The sequence below is a fragment of the Streptomyces sp. NPDC017943 genome (assembly GCF_044328425.1).
GTDB lineage: Bacteria > Actinomycetota > Actinomycetes > Streptomycetales > Streptomycetaceae > Streptomyces > Streptomyces djakartensis_A.
Window position 1 is genome coordinate 199,914 of sequence record NZ_JBIRHH010000005.1, and the last position, 21,592, is coordinate 221,505.

19 protein-coding genes and 2 pseudogenes are annotated in these 21,592 nt (G+C 74.2%); 5 read left to right on the plus strand and 16 right to left on the minus strand.

All coding sequences use genetic code 11. The features are described 5' to 3' along the window. Positions 1 to 21 precede the first annotated feature (21 nt). Positions 22 to 1,590 (plus strand): alpha/beta fold hydrolase, encoded by a 1,569-nt coding sequence (locus tag ACH4C6_RS17885; protein ID WP_398109522.1) that lies wholly within the window; start codon positions 22 to 24, stop codon positions 1,588 to 1,590. Between the two features lie 220 nt (positions 1,591 to 1,810). On the opposite strand, the gene ACH4C6_RS17890 is transcribed toward ACH4C6_RS17885, so the two are convergent. Both ACH4C6_RS17890 and ACH4C6_RS17895 read right to left on the minus strand, forming a co-directional pair. Next, complete coding sequence (locus ACH4C6_RS17890) at positions 1,811 to 2,554, minus strand: amino acid ABC transporter ATP-binding protein (RefSeq protein ID WP_398109523.1); 744 nt, start codon at positions 2,552 to 2,554, stop codon at positions 1,811 to 1,813. A gap of 140 nt (positions 2,555 to 2,694) precedes the next feature. Further along, complete coding sequence (locus tag ACH4C6_RS17895; protein WP_398109524.1) at positions 2,695 to 3,102, minus strand: DUF6278 family protein; 408 nt, start codon at positions 3,100 to 3,102, stop codon at positions 2,695 to 2,697. Between the two features lie 220 nt (positions 3,103 to 3,322). Between ACH4C6_RS17895 and ACH4C6_RS17900 the strand changes: the two genes are divergently transcribed. Further along, positions 3,323 to 5,107 (plus strand): SGNH/GDSL hydrolase family protein, encoded by a 1,785-nt coding sequence (locus tag ACH4C6_RS17900; RefSeq protein ID WP_398109525.1) that lies wholly within the window; start codon positions 3,323 to 3,325, stop codon positions 5,105 to 5,107. A gap of 24 nt (positions 5,108 to 5,131) precedes the next feature. On the opposite strand, the gene ACH4C6_RS17905 is transcribed toward ACH4C6_RS17900, so the two are convergent. The 6 genes and pseudogenes from ACH4C6_RS17905 to ACH4C6_RS17930 all read right to left on the minus strand — a co-directional run bounded on the left by ACH4C6_RS17905 (position 5,132) and on the right by ACH4C6_RS17930 (position 9,227). After that, a complete protein-coding gene (locus ACH4C6_RS17905; protein ID WP_398109526.1) occupies positions 5,132 to 5,911 on the minus strand; it encodes an exodeoxyribonuclease III in 780 nt (259 codons plus the stop codon). Between the two features lie 45 nt (positions 5,912 to 5,956). Beyond that, on the minus strand, positions 5,957 to 6,592 hold the full coding sequence (locus ACH4C6_RS17910) for an MBL fold metallo-hydrolase (protein ID WP_398109527.1): 636 nt from the start codon (positions 6,590 to 6,592) through the stop codon (positions 5,957 to 5,959). A gap of 34 nt (positions 6,593 to 6,626) precedes the next feature. Next, positions 6,627 to 7,937: a 4-carboxymuconolactone decarboxylase gene (gene pcaC / locus ACH4C6_RS17915; RefSeq protein WP_398109528.1), complete on the minus strand. Its 1,311-nt coding sequence runs from the start codon at positions 7,935 to 7,937 to the stop codon at positions 6,627 to 6,629. A 75-nt stretch (positions 7,938 to 8,012) separates the two neighbouring features. Continuing rightward, positions 8,013 to 8,141, minus strand: coding sequence for a hypothetical protein (locus ACH4C6_RS17920; RefSeq protein ID WP_398109945.1), 129 nt, complete (start codon positions 8,139 to 8,141; stop codon positions 8,013 to 8,015). Beyond that, positions 8,138 to 8,392: a DUF397 domain-containing protein gene (locus tag ACH4C6_RS17925; RefSeq protein ID WP_398109529.1), complete on the minus strand. Its 255-nt coding sequence runs from the start codon at positions 8,390 to 8,392 to the stop codon at positions 8,138 to 8,140. The genes ACH4C6_RS17920 and ACH4C6_RS17925 overlap by 4 nt, the downstream gene beginning before the upstream one ends. Then, positions 8,389 to 9,227, minus strand: a pseudogene (locus tag ACH4C6_RS17930) (Scr1 family TA system antitoxin-like transcriptional regulator). The gene ACH4C6_RS17925 and the pseudogene ACH4C6_RS17930 overlap by 4 nt, the downstream one beginning before the upstream one ends. 151 nt (positions 9,228 to 9,378) lie before the next feature. Here ACH4C6_RS17930 and ACH4C6_RS17935 point away from each other — a divergent pair. Beyond that, positions 9,379 to 9,876 carry an ATP-binding protein gene (locus ACH4C6_RS17935; RefSeq protein WP_398109530.1) on the plus strand — a complete coding sequence of 166 codons (498 nt, stop codon included), beginning with the start codon at positions 9,379 to 9,381 and terminating at the stop codon, positions 9,874 to 9,876. Between the two features lie 102 nt (positions 9,877 to 9,978). Next, positions 9,979 to 10,144: pseudogene (locus ACH4C6_RS17940) on the plus strand (hypothetical protein); the annotation flags it as partial. Between the two features lie 56 nt (positions 10,145 to 10,200). Here the strand turns inward: ACH4C6_RS17940 and ACH4C6_RS17945 are convergent. The 6 genes from ACH4C6_RS17945 to ACH4C6_RS17970 all read right to left on the minus strand — a co-directional run bounded on the left by ACH4C6_RS17945 (position 10,201) and on the right by ACH4C6_RS17970 (position 19,123). Next, complete coding sequence (locus ACH4C6_RS17945) at positions 10,201 to 11,022, minus strand: SDR family NAD(P)-dependent oxidoreductase (RefSeq protein WP_398109531.1); 822 nt, start codon at positions 11,020 to 11,022, stop codon at positions 10,201 to 10,203. A 74-nt stretch (positions 11,023 to 11,096) separates the two neighbouring features. Continuing rightward, a complete protein-coding gene (locus ACH4C6_RS17950; protein WP_398109532.1) occupies positions 11,097 to 13,484 on the minus strand; it encodes an SWIM zinc finger family protein in 2,388 nt (795 codons plus the stop codon). Positions 13,485 to 13,524: 40 nt separating this feature from the next. Continuing rightward, positions 13,525 to 16,362 (minus strand): SNF2-related protein, encoded by a 2,838-nt coding sequence (locus ACH4C6_RS17955; RefSeq protein WP_398109533.1) that lies wholly within the window; start codon positions 16,360 to 16,362, stop codon positions 13,525 to 13,527. 188 nt (positions 16,363 to 16,550) lie between these two features. After that, positions 16,551 to 17,132 (minus strand): sugar kinase, encoded by a 582-nt coding sequence (locus ACH4C6_RS17960; RefSeq protein ID WP_398109534.1) that lies wholly within the window; start codon positions 17,130 to 17,132, stop codon positions 16,551 to 16,553. After that, positions 17,129 to 18,277 (minus strand): ROK family glucokinase, encoded by a 1,149-nt coding sequence (locus ACH4C6_RS17965; protein ID WP_398109535.1) that lies wholly within the window; start codon positions 18,275 to 18,277, stop codon positions 17,129 to 17,131. The genes ACH4C6_RS17960 and ACH4C6_RS17965 overlap by 4 nt, the downstream gene beginning before the upstream one ends. A gap of 108 nt (positions 18,278 to 18,385) precedes the next feature. Beyond that, complete coding sequence (locus ACH4C6_RS17970) at positions 18,386 to 19,123, minus strand: GntR family transcriptional regulator (RefSeq protein ID WP_398109925.1); 738 nt, start codon at positions 19,121 to 19,123, stop codon at positions 18,386 to 18,388. Positions 19,124 to 19,251: 128 nt separating this feature from the next. Here ACH4C6_RS17970 and ACH4C6_RS17975 point away from each other — a divergent pair, with 128 nt between their 5' ends. Further along, positions 19,252 to 20,259, plus strand: a complete 1,008-nt coding sequence (locus ACH4C6_RS17975) for a Gfo/Idh/MocA family oxidoreductase (protein WP_398109536.1) — start codon at positions 19,252 to 19,254, stop codon at positions 20,257 to 20,259. A 120-nt stretch (positions 20,260 to 20,379) separates the two neighbouring features. On the opposite strand, the gene ACH4C6_RS17980 is transcribed toward ACH4C6_RS17975, so the two are convergent. Both ACH4C6_RS17980 and ACH4C6_RS17985 read right to left on the minus strand, forming a co-directional pair. Further along, positions 20,380 to 20,775: a ribonuclease domain-containing protein gene (locus ACH4C6_RS17980; RefSeq protein ID WP_398109537.1), complete on the minus strand. Its 396-nt coding sequence runs from the start codon at positions 20,773 to 20,775 to the stop codon at positions 20,380 to 20,382. A gap of 87 nt (positions 20,776 to 20,862) precedes the next feature. After that, complete coding sequence (locus ACH4C6_RS17985) at positions 20,863 to 21,489, minus strand: dihydrofolate reductase family protein (protein WP_398109538.1); 627 nt, start codon at positions 21,487 to 21,489, stop codon at positions 20,863 to 20,865. Positions 21,490 to 21,592: the final 103 nt, after the last annotated feature.

A 21,592-nucleotide genomic window follows, 5' to 3' on the forward strand; every position in this document is an offset into this window, starting at 1 on the left:
TGACACGAGTGAGGAGTGACCGTGGGACCCCACCGCAAGGCCCTGCGCACCACCGCCGTAGGCGCCGTCTCGGCGACCCTCTTCGCCGGTACCGCCCTCGGATTCGCCCCCACCGCCCAGGCGGCGCCGCAGCCCGTCCGCTTCGTCGACATCGCGGGCGAGGGCGGCACCGTCCTCAAGGCCAACGTCGTGACCCCCTCGCAGGCGGGGGCCACCACCCGGTACCCGCTGCTCGTCATGCCCACCAGCTGGGGCCTGCCGCAGATCGAGTACCTGGCGCAGGCCCAGAAGCTCGCCGACTCCGGCTACGTCGTGGTCACCTACAACGTGCGCGGCTTCTGGCAGTCGGGCGGCGAGATCGAGGTGGCCGGCCCGCCCGACGTCGCCGACGCGTCCAAGGTCATCGACTGGGCCCTCGCCCACACCCCCGCCGACCCCGCGCACGTCGGCATGGCCGGCGTCTCCTACGGCGCCGGCATCAGCCTGCTCACCGCCGCGCACGACGAGCGGGTCAGGGCCGTCGCCTCGCTGAGCGGCTGGGCCGACCTCATCGGCTCCATCTACGCCGGGCGCACGCAGCACCTCCAGGCGGCCGCGCTGCTGGACGGCGCGAGCGTCGTCACGGGCCGTCAGGGCGCCGAACTGCGCACCGTGTTCGACGACTTCTACAGCTCCAACCTCGCGAAGGAACCGGACCTCATCGCCTGGGGGAAGAAACGTTCCGCTGTCACCTACGTCGACCGCATCAACCGCAACGGCGCCGCGATCATGCTGGCCAACGCCTGGGGCGACTCGGTCTTCCCGCCCAACCAGTACGCCGACTTCTACGAGAAGCTCACCGGCCCCAAGCGGCTGGAGATGCGGCCCGGTGACCACGCGACCGCAGAGCTGACCGGCCTGTTCGGGCTTCCCAACGACGTGTGGACGAACACCGCGCGCTGGTTCGACCACTACCTGCGCGGCGAGGACAACGGCATCGACCGCGAGTCGCCCGTGCAGCTCAAGTCCCGCGCGCAGGGCGCCTACGAGGGCTACCCGGACTGGAAGTCGGCGGGCGCCACCGAGCGCAAGATCGCCCTCGCGGACTCCCGGACGATCCGCGCCGGCGTCAACTCCGGTGCAGACGGCGGGGTCGTCTTCCTGTCCAGCATCCTCGACCAGGTGGCCCAGCTGCCCCCGATGGCCTCCATCCCCCTGCTCCCCCGCCGCTGGGCCGCCGTGTGGCAGTCCGAGAAGTACGCCGCGGCGCAACAGGTGCGGGGAACGGCCCGGTTGCACACGACCCTCACCCCGACCAAGGAGAGCGGCACCCTCGTCGCGTACCTGTACGACGTGGGGCCGCTCGGCCTCGGCAAGCTGGTCTCCCACGCGCCGTACACCTTCCACGGGCGCACCCCCGGGAAGCCGTTCGGCGTCGACCTGGAGCTGTACTCCACTGCCTACGACGTCCCGGCCGGGCATCGCCTCGCCCTGGTCGTCGACACGGTCGACCCGCTCTACATCGAGCACAACCCGTCCGGCGCGCAGCTGACCTTCTCCTCGCCTGCGAACGACCCGTCCTACGTGTCGGTCCCGCTGCGCGAGCAGTGATCTCCGGCTGCCGCCGGACGAGCATGGCCGATGTGAACCGCCGCCCCCGTGGCCTGCGGGCCGCGGGGGCCGCACCCGGTGCGGACCCCCGCGGACCGGGCGGGCGGTCCGGTCACCCCCGGACGGGTTCGGCGGCGTTCGAAGTCCCCCTCTCCGGACAGGGATGAAGGGCACATCGTAGTCGAGGTCCCCTGCGGGGGACCGTCCGGTGCCCGCCCGGTCAGTGCTTGAGGATCTTGGACAGGAAGTCCTTGGCGCGGTCGCTGCTGGGGTTCGTGAAGAACTCGTCGGGCGTGCGGTCCTCCACGATGCGGCCGTCGGACATGAAGACGACCCGGTTGGCGGCGGACCGGGCGAAGCCCATCTCGTGCGTGACGACGATCATCGTCATGCCCTCCTGGGCGAGTTGCCGCATGACCTCCAGCACCTCGTTGATCATCTCCGGGTCGAGGGCCGAGGTCGGCTCGTCGAAGAGCATGGCCTTGGGCTCCATGGCCAGGGCACGGGCGATGGCCACGCGCTGCTGCTGACCTCCGGAGAGCTGCGCCGGGTACTTGTCCGCCTGGTCGGCGACGCCGACCCGGTCGAGCAGTTCGTGCGAGCGGCGGTCGGCGTCCTCCTTCTTGCGCCCGCGCACCTTGACCTGCCCCAGGGAGACGTTCTGGAGCACGGTCTTGTGGGCGAAGAGGTTGAACGACTGGAAGACCATGCCGACATCGGCGCGCAGCCGTGCCAGGGGTCTGCCCTCCTCGGGCAGCGGCTGCCCGTCCAGCACGATCTCCCCGGACTCGACGGTCTCCAGGCGGTTGATCGCCCGGCACAGCGTGGACTTGCCCGATCCGGACGGGCCGATGACGACGACGACCTCCCCCCGGCCCACGGTGAGGTTGATGTCCCGCAGGACGTGCAGGTCCCCGAAGTGCTTGTTGACGTCACGCAGCTCGATCAGCGGATCGACGGCCATGCTCAGCCCTACTCACTCTCAGCTGTGTGGTGGTTGCCGCAACGTATCCAGGCCGGATCGGGCGCGCGGGGCGACACGCACCCGTCGATCATTAGCCGTATTTACGCCGGACTTTGGGCCACTGCTCGGGGCCGCGGCGCTCACGACTCGGCGACCTCCGCGTACAGCTGCGACAGCTCGGGCACGCCGTGCGCGGCCCATTCGTGCCCGGAGTCCACCACGTCGAACTCCCGGCCGGAGGCCAGCCGTACGACGGGCTGCCCGTCGGACCGGAACTCCCAGGCGGCCCCCGCCACGCTGCGCACGATGACGGTGCCGAGGTACAGCCCGGCGTCGTTGCCCAGCCAGGACAGGGCCTCCTCGTCGTCCCGCCAGCCCGGGACCAGTTGGTCCAGCGCCTCCAGCGACGCCACCGAGTCGTCCAGCGCGACCCCCGCCCGGGCCGCCTGGTTGCGGAGCAACTCGCACTCGGCAAGCAGCTCCGCGATGCCTGCCGGATCGGGGAATGCGGCCTTCCGGCGCCGGTGGCCCAGGAAAGGGATGTTCATACGTCCAGCGTGTCATTCGTACCGCCGTACGCACCACAGGGCGCGCGGACCCGCTGGTTCCGGCCATGGTCAGGCCCGGTGTGCGTGACGCGCGTTGACGCGTCCCGCGCGTCTCCCTACGTTCACCGTGCGCCTTGCGCCCCGTGCGTCGTTACACCTTCAGTTCGTCCCTGCGTTTCGTCCTGTCGTGTCCTGAGCCGATGAGCGGGAGGTGCCTGCCGTGCGCCGTGCCGTCCGGGGGATCCTGGTGGTCCTCACCCTGTGCGGGACGTCGGTCCCCGCCGTCTCGGCGAGGGCCGCCGAGGCGGGGCGGGTCGCCGAGGCGGGGCGGGTCGTGCCCGTGCCGCTGGAGCGGCTTTTCGACAACCGTGCCGTCAGCGACGACAGCCGGCCCGCGGCGGCCGACTTCGACGGCTCCGGTGCCTCCCTGTCGGCGCGTGACCTGACGGCGGCGGGCTGGTCGCCCGGCCGTTCCCTGACCGTCCAGGGAGCGCGGCTGACCTGGCCGAAGCGGCGGCCCGGCGAGCCGGACAACGTGCGCGCGGCCGGTCAGGACGTCCGGCTCGGCGGCCGGGGCGACGCACTCGCCTTCCTGGTCGCCGGCACGGCCGGCCGGCCGGTGGGCGGGGCGGGCACGGTCGCGTACGCCGACGGCACGCGGTCCGGCTACCGGCTGACCGCGCCCGACTGGCGCACCGGGCCGCTCGCCACGAAGGCGGTGGCCCTGCCGCACATCAACACGCCCGCCGGCCGGCTCACCGAGCGCGCACGGCTGTACGCGGTGACCGTCCCGCTGGTCCCCGGGCGGGCGGTCGCCTCGGTCCGGCTGCCGCGCGCGTCCGGGCTGCACGTCTTCGCGCTGTCGGTCCGGACCGCCACCCTCGGCTGGACCGGCAGCTGGGGCACGTCCACGGGTGGTTACGAAGCCGTCGGACCCTGGACGGACCGCACGCTGCGGCTGGTGGTGCGCACCTCGGCGGGCGGCTCCCGGGTCAGGGTGCGCCTCGACAACACCTTCGCCTCGGCGCCGGTGCGGATCGGCGGGGCGACGGTGGCCGTGCGGGCGTCGGGCGCCGTCCCGCGGGGCACCCCGGCGCGGCTGGCCTTCGGCGGTGCGGCCGGTGTGCGGATCCCCGCCGGGGCACAGGCGTACAGCGATCCGCTGCGGTTCACCGTCCCGGCCGGCGCCGACCTGCTGGTCAGCTTCCACCTGCCGGGCACGGTCACGGCGGCGCCGGTGCACCGGCTCGGGCGGCAGCGGTCGTACGTGAGCGAGCCCGGGGACCACACGGCGGACGGCTCGGCGGGGGCGTACACCTCGGAGATCACCGGCCGGCCGCTGCTGGCGGGGGTGGACGTGGGCGGCGGCCCCGGGTCCGTGGTGCTGCTCGGGGACTCGATCACCGACGGTGAGAAGTCCACGCCGGACGCCAACCGGCGCTGGCCCGACGTGCTGGCCGGCCGGCTGCTGCGCCAGCACGCCGTGCCGCGCTACGGCGTGCTGAACCAGGGCATCTCGGGCAACCGCGTGACCGGCGACCGGTACCCGGGCGACGGGGTGTCCACGGACGCCGCCGGGGTGAGCGCCCTCAACCGCTTCGACCGGGACGTGCTGGCCCAGCCGTCGGTCCGGACGGCCGTCGTCTTCGAGGGCGTGAACGACCTGCGGTGGGGGGCCTCCGCGGAGCAGGTGATCGCGGGGCTGCGCGAGCTCGCGGACCGGGGGCGCGCCCGGGGGGTGCGGATGCTCGCGGCGACGATCCTGCCCTGCGGCGGCGAGGCACGCTGCACGGCCGCCGTGGACGCCGAGCGGCTGGCGGTGAACCGGTGGATCCGCGGCGGCGGCGTCTTCGACGGCGTGCTCGACTTCGACGCCGTCGTGCGCGACCCCGCGCGCCCGTCCCGGCTGCTGCCCGCGTACGACAGCGGGGACCACCTGCATCCCGGCGACACGGGCCTGGCGGCCCTGGCGGACTCCGTCGACCTCGGGCTGCTGCGACCGTAGGGACCGGTCCCGCCCGAGGGGCCCTTACACGTCCAGGTCCACCACGACCGGTGCGTGGTCGGAGGCGCCCTTGCCCTTGCGCTCCTCACGGTCCACGTACGCGTCACCGACGGCCTTGGCGAACGGCGCGTTCGCGTACACCAGGTCGATGCGCATGCCGCGGTTCTTGGGGAAGGCGAGCTGGCGGTAGTCCCAGTACGTGAAGGGCCGGTCGTACTTCAGGGGGCGCGGGACCACGTCCGACAGGCCCGCCTCGCGCAGGGACGCGAGGGCGGCGCGCTCCGCCGGGGTGACGTGGGTGGAGCCCTCGAAGACGGCCCGGTCGAAGACGTCGTCGTCGGTCGGCGCCACGTTGTAGTCGCCCATCACGGCGAAGGGGCGGCTGCCCGCGGCGTCACCGGCGACGGCGGCCTTGAGGGCCTCCAGCCACTGGAGCTTGTAGGCGTAGTGCGGGTGGTCCACCTCGCGGCCGTTCGGCACGTAGACCGACCAGACGCGGACCGGGCCGCAGGTCGCCGCGATCGCCCGGGGTTCCACCGAGCCGTCGAAGCCCTGGTCGCCGGGCAGGCCCTTCACGACGTCCTCGATGCCCACGCGGGAGAGCACCGCCACCCCGTTCCACCGGCCGGTGGCGTGGACCGCCGACTCGTAGCCCAGCTCGCGCAGCTGCTCGGACGGGAACTGCTCCTCGGAGACCTTGGCCTCCTGGAGGCACAGCACGTCCGTGCCGCTGCTCTCCAGCCAGGCCAGGAGCCTCGGCAGGCGGGCGGTGATCGAGTTCACGTTCCAGGTGGCGATGCGCATGCCCCACAACCTACCCGCCGGGTACGACAACGCCGCCCGGCCCCATCAGACCTCGGCCGACTCCCCGGGCGCCAGCCGCAGGTGCTCCGAGCCGCCGAGCCCGCCGATCTGCCGGTCGTAGACGGGGCGGGCCAGGTCGGTGAGCAGGGCGTCGTGGACGTCGTAGGCGCGCTGCGGGCGCACCTCGCGGACGTAGTCGATGACCTCGGAGATCTTGCTCCAGGGGGCCATGACGGGCAGCAGCAGCGTCTCGACCGGCCGGCCGGGCACGGTCAGGGCGTCACCGGGGTGGAAGACCGTGCCGCCGTCGATCAGGTAGCCGACGTTGGTGATGCGCGGGATGTCCGGGTGGATCACGGCGTGCAGCTCGCCGTGCACCTCGACGTCGAACCCGGCGGCGGTGAAGGTGTCGCCGTGGCCGACGGTGTGGACGCGGCCGGGGAACGCCGGGGCGAGCGTGTCCGCGACGGACTTCAGCGTCCAGATCTCGGTGCCGGGGTCTGCCTCCATCGCCGCCCGCAGCCGGGCCTCGTCGAAGTGGTCGGGGTGCTCGTGGGTGACGAGGATCGCGTCCGCGCCGAGTGCCGCGTCCGCCTCGGTGAAGCCTCCGGGGTCCAGGACGAGACTCCGGCCGTCCTTCTCGAGGCGGACGCAGGCGTGTGTCTTCTTCGTGAGCTTCATGCTCTCCATCCTGCCTCCGGACCCCCGCGGGGAGTCACTCCTGGGGGGTGGTCTCCTCGCGGACGACCTGCTGGGCGACCTTGAACGCGCGGTTGGCCGCGGGCACCCCGCAGTAGACGGCCGCCTGGAGCAGCACTTCTTTGATCTCGCCGGGGGTGAGGCCGTTGCGCAGGGCGGCCCGGACGTGGACGGCCAGTTCGTCGAGGTGGCCGCCGGCGACCAGGGCGGTGAGGGTGACGCAGCTGCGGGTGCGGCGGTCCAGACCCGGGCGGTCCCAGACCTCGCCCCAGGCGTAGCGGGTGAGGAGCTCCTGGAAGTCGCCGGAGAACTCGTCCGCCTGTGCCAGCGCCCGGTCGACGTGTGCGTCGCCCAGGACCTCGCGGCGCACCTTGATCCCCGCGTCGTAGGGGTCGGGCCGTCCCCGCTCCTGCGGGGCCGCGGCGGCCGGGGCGATCTCGGCGACGGGGCCGGTCTGCGCAGGCTGCGGCGGAGCGGCGGACACGACCGGGCGGAGGGCGGCGGCCGTGGGCAGGGCCGTCTGCCCGGTGGAGGTCTCGAAGGCGGGCTGCCAGGCGGTGGAGAAGTGCCTGACCAGCAGGTCGGTGACGGCCGCCGGCTGCTCGACCGGCACCAGGTGGGAGGCGCCGGGGACGACGGCGAGACGCGCGTCCGGGATGCCCGCCACCAGGGTGCGGGCCTCGGCGGGCCCGGTGATCCGGTCGTCCGAGCCGACCAGGACGAGCGTGGGCACGCCGATCCGCGCCAGCTCGGGCCGCACGTCGAAGGAGGCGAGCGCCTCGCAGGCGGCGATGTAGCAGCCGGGGTCGGTGGTGCGGACCATCTGCACGGCCCACTCGGTGATCGCGGGCTGCGCGGCGGCGAACCCGCCGGTGAACCAGCGCTCCGGCGCGGTGCGGGCGATGGGGTCGAGGCCGTTGGTGCGCACGATCACGCCCCGCTGCCGGAATTCGTCGGCGGTGCCGAAGCGTGGGGAGGCCGCGATCAGGGCGAGGGAGGCGAGCCGTTCGGGGTGGCGCAGCGCCAGCTCGATGCCGAGGGCGCCGCCGAGCGCGCAGCCCGCGTAGCCGAAGCGCTGCACGCCGAGCCCGTCGAGGGTGGCCAGCAGCCGGGTGGTGAGGTCGCCGACCGAGTCCGCCGGGTACGCCGGTGCGCCGCCGTGCCCCGGCAGGTCGAACCGGACGACCCGCCACTGTCCGGCCAGCTCGGGGATCTGCCGGTCCCACATGTGCCAGGTGGTGCCCAGTGAGGGACCCAGGATCAGGACCGGAGCGTCTTCTGGCCCGTCAATGCGGTATTGCAGGGTGTTCGGGGGTGTCTCACTCACGCCCCAGACCCTCTCACGTCGCACGGACGCCCCTGTAACGCGGGGACGCCTCGCCGAGGAGGGCCGCATTGGCCTCTACACCGGCGCGCTGTCGTCCGTCTCCGGCGTGATCGTCCTCATCGGCAGCTCGGCCACCGGCTCCCTGCTCGACGCGGGGCTTCCGGCGGCCGTGCCGTGGCTGGTCCTGGCCGCCGTACCGGTCATGACGCCGGGGCTGCTGCCGCGAAGGTGACGAAGTCGGCCCAGGCGGCGGGGGCGACGGCGAACCCGGGCCCCTGCCGGTCCTTGGAGTCGCGGATGTGGACGGCGGTGGGGCAGGGGGCGACCTCGACGCAGTCGCCGTCGCCCCCGCTGCTGTAGGTGGACTTCCGCCAGGAGAGGGCGACTTCGACGCAGTCGCCGGAACCGCTGCTGCTGTAGCTGCTCTTGAACCAGGCCAGGTCGGACGTGTTCATGGTTCCCCTCGCATCCGCTGCAACAGACTCACGGAGTCTCTGATGGTGAGAGCCTGCGAACGCATCCTGGCATACCGCCTCTGGAGCACGCTGATCTCTTTCGCGTCGGATACGAGAAGGCCTCCCCGTTGCCCCTCGCAGTACGCGAACCAATGATTCTCCGGGGTCTCCAACAGCTGCATGGGCCCGTCGAGCCCAGCGTGCGTCTCCTGGACCTGCGGCATGATCTGCAACTCGACGTTCCGCAGCGCCGCGATCTCCAGTACGTGGTCGACGAGTTCACGCGTCGCCTCCGTCCCGCCCGTGCGCCGCAGGAACACGCCCTCCTCCAGGATGAACCCGAACGCCGTGTTCGGCCGCTCCCGCAGCAGCCGTTGGCGTTCCGCCCGTGCCGTCCACTGTGCCTCGATCTGCTCGTCGTCCAGCGGCGGGAGCTGGTTGGTGAACAGCGTGCGCGCGTACGCCTCCGTCTGCAACAGCCCCGGCACCAACCGGCATTCGTGGGTGTACAACGTGATCGCGTTCGCCTCCAGCCGCGCCCACTGCGGAACCAGGCCGCAAGACCCGGCTGCCGGGCGACCCGCTTGAGGGTCTTGCTCAGCACTCCCGTGTTCCCGGTCGCCTCCTCCGCCCGCTCCACGAAGGCGACGTCCGGCATCCGCCGCCCCAACTCCACCGACGCCACGGTGTGTTTGGAGAACCGGACGGCCTGCGCGAACTCCTCCCGGCTCAGCCCCGCGTGCTCGCGCAGCGCCTGGAGCGCCGCCCCGAACGTCCGCAGACTGTCCGCCCCGTCCGGCTCCCCGCCACCCCGTACGCACGTGCCCTCGACCACCCTCGCCCCACCTTCCGCTCACACCCCGCTTCCAACTCACCCATGGTTACGGCCTGTCATCGGTACCGTCCAGTCCGTGACCGCGTACTCTCGCGCAGAGTACGCGGCTCCGGCCTGGTGAAAGGGGTACCGGAGAGGCCAGATTGGGCGCATGACAGCTCCGTCCACCCACCAGGGCCCGGTTACCGTACGTGTGTTCACCTCCGTCCGGAGGTTCAGCGCCACCCCGCTGGGCGCCCGCCTCGCACGGCACCACGCCATAGAGCAGATGAGGGCGTGGGGCGTCGGATCCTCGTCCGCTTCCAGGTCGGACGCCGTGGGGACGGTCGCCGCCATCGTCGGCGAGCTGGCGGCGAACGCCGTCACCCACGGGCGGGTGCCGGGCCGGGACTTCGAGGTGCGGCTCTCGCTCGTCACGGGGAGCGTGCGCGTCGAGGTCACCGACACCCGCGCCGAGAGCCTGCCGCCCGCGCCCGGAGCCGTGACGGCTCCGCCGCCTCTCGACGAGTCCGGGCGCGGGCTGTTCCTCGTCGGGGCGCTCGCCGACCGGTGGGAGGTGCTGGAGCGGGAGCCGGGCAAGACCGTCCGGGCGGAGGTCGATCTGCCGGGCCGGCTGCCGCTGGTCGGGCGGGCGGCGCGCAACGGGTGACGGCCGCCGCCGGTCGTTCCGTCCGCCGGTCGAGGCCGTCGGAGTAGACGAGACGGTGCTCGTGGCAGATCCCGCAGGCGAGGCCGATGGCGTACATCCTGGGCGGCGTCCCTGCTGCGCACCGGCCTCAAGGCCATCCCCGCCGAACGGCTCTGGGTCAATCCCGACTGCGGCCTGAAGACCCGCGTCTGACGCGAGACCCGGGCCTCGCTGGAGAAACCTCGGCGCGGCAACCCGAAGCGTCCGGGGTGAGCTCGCCCGGTCCTGACTCGCACATCCCAGGGGCTTCGCGGAACGGCACTGCCCGCTGCGGGACGAACGCGGTCAGCTGCCGGTGCCGGCGCGCGGGGTGAGGGCGTAGTCGAAGGCCAGGGTGCCCGGGTCGAGGGCCGTCGCCCCTCCGTCGACGGTGAGCACGGCGCCGTTGACGTAGGACGCCGCGGGCGAGAGCAACCAGGCGATCGCCCGGGCGACTTCGCGGGGCTCACCGGGGCGGCCGAGGGGTAGGGGCCTCGTCACCTCCCGGTAGGCCGCCTCGATGCCGCCCTCCCCCAGGTCCGCCTCCTCGGCGAAGCGCGCCATACGGCGGTCGGCCATCTCGGTCCTGACCCAGCTCGGGCACACGGTGTTGGCCCGCACACCGTCACGGCCGTGGTCGACGGCGACGGAACGGCACAGTTGCAGCAGGGCCGCCTTGGACACCGCGTACGGGGCGTTGCCCGGCCCGTTGAGCAGGGCCGACACCGAGGCGACGGCGACGACCGCTCCCCGCGACGCCAGCAGGTGCGGGATCGCCGCCCGCAGGAGCAGCAGGGGACCGGTGACGTTGGTGCGCATCACCTCGCCCCAGTCCGCCATCGACAGCTCCCCGACCGTGCCGCCCCGTCCGATGCCCGCGTTCAGCACCAGCCCGTCGACGCGCCCGTGGGCGTCGAGCGCCGCCCGGACGATTCCCTCGGCGGCCTCGGGGTCGCCCACGTCGGACGGGTAGGCCAGCGCGCCCGTCTCCTCGGCGAGGCGCCGCAGCGGTGCGGCCCGGCGTCCGCCGGCCACGACCTCGTGTCCTTCCTCCCGCAGCAGTCGGGCGGTGGCCGCCCCGATGCCGGAACCCGCGCCGGTGACGATCACAACGCGCCTGTCCGTCACAGTCGTTCAGCCCTTCGTCGGCGGGTCGTGGCAGCGGTCCGATCGTAGAGGGGCGGTCGGGTGGCACGCGTACGTCAGACGTCGCCCGGTGCGCCCAGACCGGTCAGGGCCCCCACCGGATCCAGGTCCGGTGTGCCCCTGGGCCACCAGTCCTCGCGGCCCGGCTCGGACTCGTACGCGTACCACAGGCCGTCCCGGCCCAGGCGGAGCTGGAGGTGACCGCGGGGGTGGGTCAGGTGATTGCGCCAGGGGCGGAAGGCGGGCAGGTCCGCGGCGAGGAGCAGCGGCCGGGCCCGGTCGAAGCGGCCGGCCGGTGGGTCCCACGGCTCCTCCAGCACGGCCAGGCCCTCCGGCCCGCCCTGCCGCCAGGCGGCGACCGCGCGGGCCAGGTCGGCGGCGGAGCGGCCGGCCGCCGAGGCCAGCGAGGAGTACAGCGCCCGGCTGCCCGCGGTGAGGCCCGAGCCGGGACGGGCCGCGGCCAGGCGGACCGCGTCCTGCCAGAAGGTCAGCCCCCCGACCGGGTCCCGGCCGGTCGTGAGCAGGGCGTGCGCCCGGGCGGCGGCGTCCGTGGCCAGCTGGTCCAAGGCAAAGGGGTCCGGCCCGCCCGGGGACGCCGGGTACGCCGGGGGCTGCTCCGGGTGCGGGGGCGCGGGCAGCGGGGCGGGAAGGGGCGGGCGGGCGCCGGCCGCCAGGACCTCGGTGGCCCGCACGCCCGGTGCCGGCGCCGGTCCCTTGTCCTGGGCGGCGCGTGCGGCCCGGGTGGCACTCAGCCGGGACAGGGCGTCGAGCAGCTCGCGCTCGCCCCGGCCCCGCAGGAGCAGCAGCACGAACGGGTCCGCGTCGAGCAGCCGGGCCGTCTGGTAGCAGAGGGCGGCGGCGTGCTTGCAAGGGTGGCCGCGGTCGGGGCAGCTGCAGTGCGGCTCCAGGTCGCCGGGGCCGGGCAGCAGGGGGACGCCGCAGTCGGCCAGGGACCGGGGCATCTCCTTGTCGAGCAGCGCCGCGATGTGCCCGGGGCGGTCGGCCGCGGCGTCCAGGAAGCGGTCCCAGCCGGCGTCGCCGAGGGTGCGCAAGCGGACCTGGACGCGGTACGGGCGCGGGCGGCTGCCCTGCACGTACGCCAGCACGAGCCCGGGCGTCACCGTGATGGCGTCCACGTTCCCCTGCTCGGCGTACCCGCGGCCGCGTTCCAGCCGCTTGGTGTCCAGCGCGCCCTGTTCCAGTGCGGTGACCCAGGCGTTGCCCCACCAGCTCGCTGCGAACGTCTCGCCCTCCCGGGGCGGGAAGGGCGGGAAGGTGCGGCGCAGGTCGCTGTCGCGGTGCGGGGCGGCCATCGAGCGGCGGGAGCCCGACCCGGACGGGTCGGAGGGCCGGGCCGCCGGGGCCGCCGGGGTGCTGGGCCGGGTGTGCGGAGTGTGCGGAGTGTCCGAAGCGTGCGGCGGCTCGGGAGCGGTGGGAGCGGCGTGCCCGGGTGAGGGCGGCACAGGGCCGCCCCCCGTGGCGGGGTCTTCCGGAGCGCGAGGGCGGGCGTACGCCGGGGCCGTGGGCGGCACGGGCACGACCTGGTCGTCGGGGTACGGAGCGGAGTGGGTCTCCCGGGGCGCCGAGGCGTTCCCTTCTGCGAGTGCGGTGTCGGCGTCGGCGTCGGCATCCGGCACGTCCGGCGGGCCCGGGTCGTCCGACGGGTCTGATCGATGCGTTCGGCCCGGTCGGCCCGGTCGGTCACTGCGGGGCAGGTCGGGCTCCGGACCGTCCGGCACCTCGGGTCCGCCGGGCAGGTCCGCTACGTCCGACACATCCGGCATCCGGAACGCGTCGGACAGCAGCTCCCGCACGTCGCGCGTGCCCGGTCCGCCGGCGTCCGTCCGGGCGCGGCGCACGGCCGCCACCCTGTCGTCCACGGCGCTCTGCCGGGCCCGGCGCCTGCGGCGGGCGCCCTCGCGCTCCGTCTCCTGCCGGGCCCGTCGGGCGTCGTCCCGCGCGGCCCGCAACGCCTCCCGCGCCACGTCCCCCGCACGCCGCCCCGGCCGAGCCGACTCATCGCCCCGCTCGGAGGAATCCCGCTCGGACGTATCCCGCTCACCCTCCCCGGCCGGCGTCCGCCCCTCGGGCGCGCTCCCCTGCGCCCGCAACGCCTCCCGCGCCACATCCCCCGCACGCCGCCCCGGCCGAGCCGACTCATCGCCCCGCTCGGAGGTATCCCGCTCGGGCGCATCCCGCTCGACTTCCCCGGCCGGCGTCCGCCCCTCGGGCGCGCTCCCCTGCGCCCGCAACGCCTCCCGCGCCACGTTCGCCGGGCCGGGGTGCTCTCCGCCGGTGGCGGGGTCGGTGTCGCCGGGCCCGGACGGGTCCTGGCGGGCGGGCGCGGTGGGGGCCGGGTCCTGGGTCGCCGCGCGGTCCCGGGCCGTGCGTTCCCGGGCCTCCCGCAGGGCCCTGCGCGCCTCGTCGGCCGGGCGGGCGCTCACCGCGTGCTCCCCGGGGCGGTGACGGGCTCGCGGCGGGGCGTCATGGCGTCCTCCGCAGGGACACCAGGTCGGACAGCTCGCGGTCCGTCAGTTCCGTGAGGGCCGACTCGCCCGAGCCGAGGATCGCGTCGGCCAGGGCGCGCTTGGCGTGGAGCATCTCGGCGATGCGGTCCTCGACCGTGCCCTCCGTGATGAGGCGGTGGACCTGGACGGGCTGGGTCTGGCCGATGCGGTAGGCGCGGTCGGTGGCCTGTTCCTCGACGGCCGGGTTCCACCAGCGGTCGAAGTGGACGACATGGCCGGCGCGCGTGAGGTTGAGGCCCGTGCCGGCGGCCTTGAGCGAGAGGACCAGGACCGGGACGGAGCCGCTCTGGAAGCGGTCCACCATCCGTTCCCGCTCAGGGACGGGCGTGCCGCCGTGCAGGAGGTCGACGGGGACCGCGCGGCCGGCCAGGTGCGCGGCGATCAGCCGGGCCATCCCGACGTACTGCGTGAAGACCAGGGCGGAGCCGTCCTCGGCGAGGAGGGTGTCCAGCAGTTCGTCCAGGAGGGCGAGTTTCCCGGAGCGGGCGGCGAGCCGGTCGCCGACGGGGGCGTGCTCCTCCTTGAGGAACAGCGCGGGGTGGTCGCAGATCTGCTTCAGCGAGGTGAGCAGCTTGAGCACCATGCCCCGGCGGGCCATGCCCTCCGCCGTCTCGATCGCGAGCATCGACTCGCGCACCACCGCCTCGTACAGCGCCGCCTGTTCCCGGGTGAGCGGCACCGGGTGGTCGGTCTCGGTCTTGGGCGGCAGCTCGGGCACGATCCCCGGGTCGGACTTCTTGCGGCGCAGCAGGAAGGGCCGCACCAGGCGGGCGAGGCGCTGGACGGCCTCCTCGTCCTCGCCGGTCTCGACGGCCCGGGCGTGCCGGGCACGGAAGGACTTGAGGGGGCCGAGCAGGCCGGGGGTCGTCCAGTCGAGCAGGGCCCACAGCTCCGACAGGTTGTTCTCCACGGGGGTGCCGGTGAGGGCGACCCGCGCGGGGGACGCGAGGGTGCGCAGCGCCTTGGCGGTGGCGGAGTAGGGGTTCTTGACGTGCTGGGCCTCGTCGGCGACGACCATGCCCCAGTCCCGGTCGGCCAGGGCGGGGGCCGCCGAGCGCATCGTGCCGTACGTGGTGAGGACGAAACCGCCGTCGAGGCCGTCCAGGGTGCGGTCGGGGCCGTGGTAGCGGCGTACGGGCACGCCGGGGGCGAAGCGGGTGATCTCGCGCTGCCAGTTGCCGAGCAGCGAGGCGGGGCAGACCACGAGGGTCGGCTCGGGGCGGGCCCGCTTGAGGTGCAGCGCGATGAGCGTGACGGTCTTGCCGAGGCCCATGTCGTCGGCGAGGCAGCCGCCGAGGCCGAGGGAGGTCATCAGGTCGAGCCAGGCCAGGCCGCGCAGCTGGTAGTCGCGCAGGGTGGCGTGCAGGCCGGGGGGCGGCTCGGCGGGGTCGATCCCGGCGGTCAGGCGGTCGCGCAGGGCGGCGAGGGCACCGGCCGGTACCGCCTCGACCGTCTCGCCGTCCACCTCCGCGGTGCCCGTGAGGGCGACGGACAGCGCGTCGACCGGGTCGAGCAGGCCGAGGTCCCGTTTGCGGGCCTTGCGCACCAGCGCGGGATCGACCAGCACCCACTGGTCGCGCAGCCGGACGACGGGGCGGTGGGCCTCGGCGAGGGCGTCCATCTCGGCGTCCGTGAGCGGGTCGCCGCCGAGCGCCAGTTGCCAGCGGAACGCGAGCAGGTCCTCGCTCTCGAAGAAGCCGGTGCCATCGGTCGCCGAGCCGGGCGCGGGACGCACCACCGCGGCCGCGGACAGGTCCTGGGCGAGGTCCCTCGGCCAGTGCACGGCGACCCCGGCAGCGGCGAGCCGGGTGGCCGCGACGCCGAGCAGGTCGCTCAGTTCGTCCTCGCTCAGGGCCAGCACGTCCGGGACGTCCTGGTCGGAGAGCCGGTCCAGCGGGGGCCAGATGCGCGCCGCCCGGCGCACGGCGAGGGCGGCGTCCACGCGGGCGCGGGGGCCGAAGGCGTCGCCGGCCTCCCCCGCCCACAGGGCCGCCGCGTCGGTCACGAGGGTGGGGTCGGCGAGGCTGTGCACCTGGACGATCGCCGCCCCGGCGCTGCGCCCGCCGCCGTCGGGGGTGTCGTCGAACAGGTCGTACGCCGAGAGGTCCAGGCGGAGCGAGATCCGCACGCCGGCGTCCATGCCGGCGGCGACCTCGGCGGCCCAGTCGTGGGCGGCGGGGAGGTGCTGGGCCTCGCGGGCGGCGAAGGGCCGGCCGGTGGTGTGGGGGGCGGCCGGGGTGCGGGGCAGGGTGTCGGCGACGGCGTCCAGGAAGGCGCGGACCAGGGCCTCGGGTTCGGGCAGCTGGAGGGGGCCGGGGCCGGGCAGGGGGACGGCGTGCCCCTCGGGGGGCAGGGCGGCGGCCACGGCGCGCAGGTGGGCGATGTCGTCCGGGTCGAGAGGGCCGGCGCGCCAGGCGTCGTGCCCGGTGGCTGTGAGCCCGGGCAGCAGCCGGCCGCGGGCGGTGAGCCGCAGGGCGTGCAGGGCGGCGGCGCCCCAGCAGGCGGTGGCGGGGTGGGCCGCCGGGTCGTGCCGGGCGCGCACGAGCAAGGGCAGGGCGGCCTCGACGGGAAGGGACAGCGCGGGGACGGTCCGCCGCCGCACGCCCGTGCCGTGCCGGCGTACGACGGTCAGCTCGGTGCCGGGGCCGGGGCCGGGCAGGGGCTCGCCCTCGGGGTCCCAGAAGGCCACGCGTCCGTCGCGAGGGAGGGGCGCGGGCAGGAAGACGGCCGGGAGCCGCACCGGAACCACCTCGTCCGCTGCCCGCTCCGTCTGCGTCACGGCCGTGTCGCCCATACGTCCTGTCACCTCCCGCCCCGGCGTCGGATCACTCGTCTCCGACTCTACGGGCGGGGTCTGACAAACGGCTCCGGGGACCGGCAGTGCTCGGGCGACCGACGGCCAACGGCTCCGTGGACCGGCAGCGCCCGGGCGACCGACGGCCAACGGCTCCGGCGACCGGGCCCCACGGGCTCGGCCCTGGGTCAGGGAACCGTGCGGGCGACGACGTAGACCCAGGGGTAGGCCGGGTTGGACAGGTCCACGACCACGTCGTGCGTGGGGGCGGGGTTCTCCTGGCGGTGGACGAAGCCGTACCAGCCGTCGCCGCCGGGGAAGCGCCAGCCGGTGATCCTGCGGTCGCGGGCGCCGATGGCGACCTCGCCCTGCTCGAGGTCCTCGCGGGTCAGGCCGAGCCCCGTGAGGTAGGCGTCCAGTCCGGCCGCGTTCGTCTCGAACTGGGCGTAGAGCCGGCTGGTCTTCCAGTTGTTGGTCTCGTAGTAGGCCACGTGCCAGGCGGGGTGCGGGATGGGCACCTGGTAGATGCGGCGCTGGAGCTTGGAGGGCCAGCCCGCGGTCAGCCCCGTCGCCGAGTACTTCGCCTCCTTGTCCTTGCCGCTGTCGCGGCTCTGGTTCGCGGAGATCACCAGGTAGCCGGCCGGGATGCCGATGAGCAGCACGATGGTCAGCAGCGTGAGCGCCCTGCGGCGGATCCGGTGGCGGCGGTCCTCGGCCGGGCGCTCCTGGCCGTCCGGCCAGGTGCCCTGGTGCGGCAGGGAGGCGGTCACAGGGTCTCCTGGCTGCTGCGGAGCGACTGCGTGTACCGCTCGTAGCGCTCGTGGCGCTCCACGCGGCGGCGCTTGGCGCGGCGGAAGCGGCGGGCGACGAGCCGGGCGAGGTCGGCGGCGCCGACCATGCCGGCCTCGGGGCCGAGCTGGGCCCGGACGATGCGGGCCTCGGGGCGGTAGCCGCGGCCGGTGAGGTGTCGCTTGAAGGCGTCGCGGGCCGGGCCGATCAGCAGGTCGTCGGCGGCCGAGACGCCGCCGCCGATCACGAAGCAGGAGGGATCGAGGGCGGCGGCGAGGTTGGCGATGCCGACGCCGAGCCACTGGCCGATGTCCTGGAGCAGCTCGATGCACATGGCGTCGCCGTCGCGGGCCAGCTCGGTGATCATCGGGCCGGTGATGTCGCCGATGCTGCCCTTGACGTGCTCGATGATGCCGTAGGCGACCGGCGAGTCGGCCGCGGCCAGCTCCCGGGCCTCGCGGACCAGGGCGTTGCCGGAGCTGTACTGCTCCCAGCAGCCGCGGTTGCCGCAGGGGCAGCGGTGGCCGCCGGGCACGACCTGCATGTGGCCGAACTCGCCGGCGACCCCGTACTTGCCGCGCTTGACCTGGCCGTCCTCCAGGATCGCGCCGCCGATCCCGGTGCCCAGCGTGATCATCACGAGGTGGTCCTCGCCGCTGCCGGCGCCGAAGCGCCACTCCGCCCAGGCGGCGGTGTTGGCGTCGTTGTCGACGAGCACCGGGACGGACAGCCGGCTGGCGAGGCGGTCGCGCAGCGGTTCGTTGCGCCAGGACAGGTGCGGGGCGAAGAGCACGCGGTTGCGGTCGGCGTCGACCCAGCCGGCGGCACCGATGCCGACGGCGTGCACGTCGTGCCGGTCGGAGAGGTCCAGGACCAGCTCGGCGATGGTGTCCTCGACGACCTTGGGGCTCTTGGACTTGTCCGGGGTCTCCGTGCGGAGCTTCTCCAGGATGTTGCCGTCGGCGTCGACGACGCCCGCCATCACCTTGGTGCCGCCGATGTCGATGCCGACCGTCGGCACCCGGGGTGCCGTCAGGTGCGAGCGGCGCTCCCGGGTGCCGACGGTGCGGAGCGCCGTGGCACGGCGGGAGCCGATGGGGGCGGTGAGGTCGCGGTAGGTGCTCATCGCCGCCGATTCTGCCTCACGGGGAGGCAGCGTGCGGAGCACAGGGGTGGTGCGGATCATCGCCGAGTGCGGGCCGGTGGGGGCTCGTCGCGCAGTTCCCCGCGCCCCCTAAGTACGCACGAGCAACTGGAATTCGAAGGAATAGCGCGTCGGGCGGTAGGTGTGCGTGCCGTACTCGACGGCGCGGCCCGTGTCGTCGAACGTGACGCGTTGCATGGTGAGCAGCGGGGCGCCCGGCTCCTCGGACAGCCGCTCGGCCTCCTCCGGGGTCGCCGCCCGGGCCCCGATGGACTGGCGGGCGCTGTGCAGGGTGATGCCGCCCGCGCGCATCAGGCGGTACAGGCCCGTGGACTGCAGCTGGCCGGTGTCGAGATCGATGAGGCCGGGTGGCAGGAAGTTGCACAGGTGGGCCATGGGCTCGCCGTGGGCGAGGCGGAGGCGTTCCACGCGGTGGACCTCGCTGTCCTCGGCGACGCCCAGGGCCGCGGCGACCTCGGCGGAGGCGGGGACGACGGTGTTGACGAGGACCTCGGTCGCCGGCCGCTGACCGGCCGCCTCCAGGTCGTCGTAGAGGCTGCTGAGTTCCAGGGGGCGCTTGACCTGGCTGTGCACGACCTGGGTGCCGACGCCGCGGCGGCGGACCAGCAGGCCCTTGTCGACGAGCGACTGGATGGCCTGGCGGACGGTCGGCCGGGACAGGCCGAGCCGGGCGGCGAGCTCGATCTCGTTGCCCAGGAGGCTGCCGGGGGTCAGCGTGCCGTGCTCGATCGCGGCCTCCAGCTGCTGGGACAGCTGGAAGTACAACGGCACGGGTGAGCTGCGGTCCACGCTCAGCTCGAGCTGCACGGTCGGGTCCACTTCTGGTTTCGGCACGGGCCGAGCGTAGCTCCGCGCGTTGTTGACGGGAAGTCGTGTAGTCAGATTGTCCGGACATACGGATTGACAGGGGCGGCCGGTGGCCGCACTTTGTTCCCATGCGCATCGGCGTCATCGGTACGGGCCGCATCGGCACCATCCACGCGAAGACCCTGAGCAGGAATCGCGACGTGGGCTCCCTGATCCTCACGGACGCGGATCCCGCCCGGGCCCAGGAACTGGCGCACCGGCTGGGCGAGACGGCGGCCCCCGGGGTGGAGGAGATCTTCCGCTGGGGGGTCGACGCCGTGGTGATCACGACGGCCACGTCCGCGCACGCCGAACTGATCGGCCGTGCGGCGCGCTCGGGGCTGCCGGTGTTCTGCGAGAAGCCGATAGCGCTGGACCTGCCGGGGTCCCTGAGCGCGATCGCCGAGGTGGAGGCGGCCGGGACGGTGCTGCAGATGGGTTTCCAGCGCCGCTTCGACGCCGGGTACACGGGGGCGCGCGAGGCCGTACGCTCGGGTCGGCTGGGGCGGCTGCACACCGTGCGGGCGCTGACCAGCGACGAGCAGCCGCCGGCGGCGGCCTGGCTGCCGCTGTCGGGCGGGCTGTACCGGGACACCCTGATCCACGACTTCGACGTACTGCGCTGGGTCACCGGCCGGGAGGTCGTGGACGTGTACGCGGCCGGGTCGGACGCGGGGCCGGCGATGTTCCGGGAGGCCGGTGACGTGGACACCGGCGCCGCCCTGCTCACGCTGAACGACGGCACGCTGGCCACGGTCACCGCGACCCGGCTGAACGGGGCCGGGTACGACGTGCGCATGGAACTCGCCGGTGAGCGGGACCAGATCGTGGTCGGCCTGGACGACCGCACACCGATCGCGTCGACCGAGCCGACCGGGCCGCCGGCCGCGGACAAGCCCTGGGCGGGCTTCCTGGAGCGGTTCGGCCCCGCCTACGAGGCGGAGCTGAACGCGTTCGTCGACGTGGTGCGGGGCGAGCGGGCCAACCCGTGCGACGGACGCGAGGCCCTGCAGGCGCTGCGCGTCGCCGAGGCGTGCGAGCTGTCCCGGCGCGAGCGCCGGCCGGTCCGCCTCACCGAGATCGCCGGCGGGGCGTGAGCGGCGGGAGCGGGACGTCGGGGACCACGCATGCACCGACCGGAAGGGGGCGCCGGGAGCCGGAAGTCCGTCTGAGAACGGCGACGGACCTCCGGCCGGGGCGGCCCGGGCGGGCCCGGTTCAGCAGCCGTGGTCGACGAGGTCGAACGACTCGTAGTGGTCGGCCGTGTAGTAGTCCTCCTGGCTCCGCTCACCGGTGACGATGCGGCGTGCGCCGCGGGTGTCGGAGCCGGGGGTGATGACGGTGTACTCGTGGTAGTAGCCAGACGACTGGCCGGGCAGGATGCCCTCCCGGTTCTGGAAGACGGTGCCGTCCTGCTCGAACGGGTACGGGCCGCCCTGCTCGATCAGGTCGAGCGTGTCGTGCGCCTGCGAGGGCAGGGCGCTGTAGCAGATGTCGCCGACGGCGGTGGGGGTGGCGCCGGCCGTGCCGGTGGAGACGGTCGTGCCGATGACGAGGGCGGTCAGGAGGGCGGCTGCTGCGCCGAGCCGCGAGGCGTGTGGGGGGAAGTTCATGGCGCTCATGATGACGCGCGTAGAGAGTGGCATGTCAATGACAAGCCAGGCGAATTTCCTGTGAAGCCCCGTGCGTTCCCGAGGAGTTCACGCGTCCTCCGGCAGGCCGAACTCGCCGTACTCCGGGCGTCCCTTCAGGTCGTACGTCTGGATCGAGACCCCGGCCCCGGTGACGCTGCCGCCGGTGTGCTCGAACGCCGTCGGCACGGCGCCCTCCGGGAACAGCCGGAACCCGGAGCCGAGCACGACCGGGAAGGTCAGCAGATGGAGGGTGTCGAGCAGGTCCAGCGCGAGCAGGGACCGGACCAGGGCTCCGCTGCCGTGCACCTGGATCTCGCCGTCGGTGCCTCCCTTGAGCGCGGTGACCTCCCCGGCGAGATCGCCGCGGAGCACGGTGGTGCCCGCCCACGCCGGGTCGTCCAGGGTCGAGGAGGGGACGTACTTGGGCAGCCCGTTGAGCTTGGAGGCGACGGGGTCGCCGGGGTCGGTCACCTTCGGCCAGTAGGAGGCGAAGATGTCGTACGTCCGCCGGCCCAGCAGGAAGGCGGCCGGGCGGGCGAAGACCTCGTTGACGAACCGGCCGAAGTCCTCCTCGGCGTAGGGGAAGCTCCAGCCGCCGTGGGTGAAGCCCCCGCGGGTGTCCTCCCGGGGGCCGCCGGGGGCCTGGTAGACGCCGTCGAGCGTGACGAAGAGGGTGGAGACGAGCTTGCCCATGGCGGGTGCCTTCCCTTCGGGTGGGTCGTGGGGCCTGGTTGCCATGGGTGCAGACCGCGCCGGCATGCGCAACTCGTCGCTGGGCCGTGAGGCGGCCGGAGTT

Coding starts and splice junctions, on each gene's coding strand:
- ACH4C6_RS17905 (WP_398109526.1), bottom strand. CDS start 5,911: ATGCGCATCGCCACCTGGAACGTGAACTCGATCACCGCCCGCCTGCCG.
- ACH4C6_RS17955 (WP_398109533.1), bottom strand. CDS start 16,362: ATGGGCGACACGGCCGTGACGCAGACGGAGCGGGCAGCGGACGAGGTG.
- ACH4C6_RS17980 (WP_398109537.1), bottom strand. CDS start 20,775: ATGAACTTCCCCCCACACGCCTCGCGGCTCGGCGCAGCAGCCGCCCTC.
- ACH4C6_RS17965 (WP_398109535.1), bottom strand. CDS start 18,277: ATGAGCACCTACCGCGACCTCACCGCCCCCATCGGCTCCCGCCGTGCC.
- ACH4C6_RS17935 (WP_398109530.1), top strand. CDS start 9,379: ATGACAGCTCCGTCCACCCACCAGGGCCCGGTTACCGTACGTGTGTTC.
- ACH4C6_RS17985 (WP_398109538.1), bottom strand. CDS start 21,489: ATGGGCAAGCTCGTCTCCACCCTCTTCGTCACGCTCGACGGCGTCTAC.
- ACH4C6_RS17910 (WP_398109527.1), bottom strand. CDS start 6,592: ATGAAGCTCACGAAGAAGACACACGCCTGCGTCCGCCTCGAGAAGGAC.
- ACH4C6_RS17975 (WP_398109536.1), top strand. CDS start 19,252: ATGCGCATCGGCGTCATCGGTACGGGCCGCATCGGCACCATCCACGCG.
- ACH4C6_RS17895 (WP_398109524.1), bottom strand. CDS start 3,102: ATGAACATCCCTTTCCTGGGCCACCGGCGCCGGAAGGCCGCATTCCCC.
- ACH4C6_RS17925 (WP_398109529.1), bottom strand. CDS start 8,392: ATGAACACGTCCGACCTGGCCTGGTTCAAGAGCAGCTACAGCAGCAGC.
- ACH4C6_RS17920 (WP_398109945.1), bottom strand. CDS start 8,141: ATGACCGGTACGGCGGCCAGGACCAGCCACGGCACGGCCGCCGGAAGC.
- ACH4C6_RS17890 (WP_398109523.1), bottom strand. CDS start 2,554: ATGGCCGTCGATCCGCTGATCGAGCTGCGTGACGTCAACAAGCACTTC.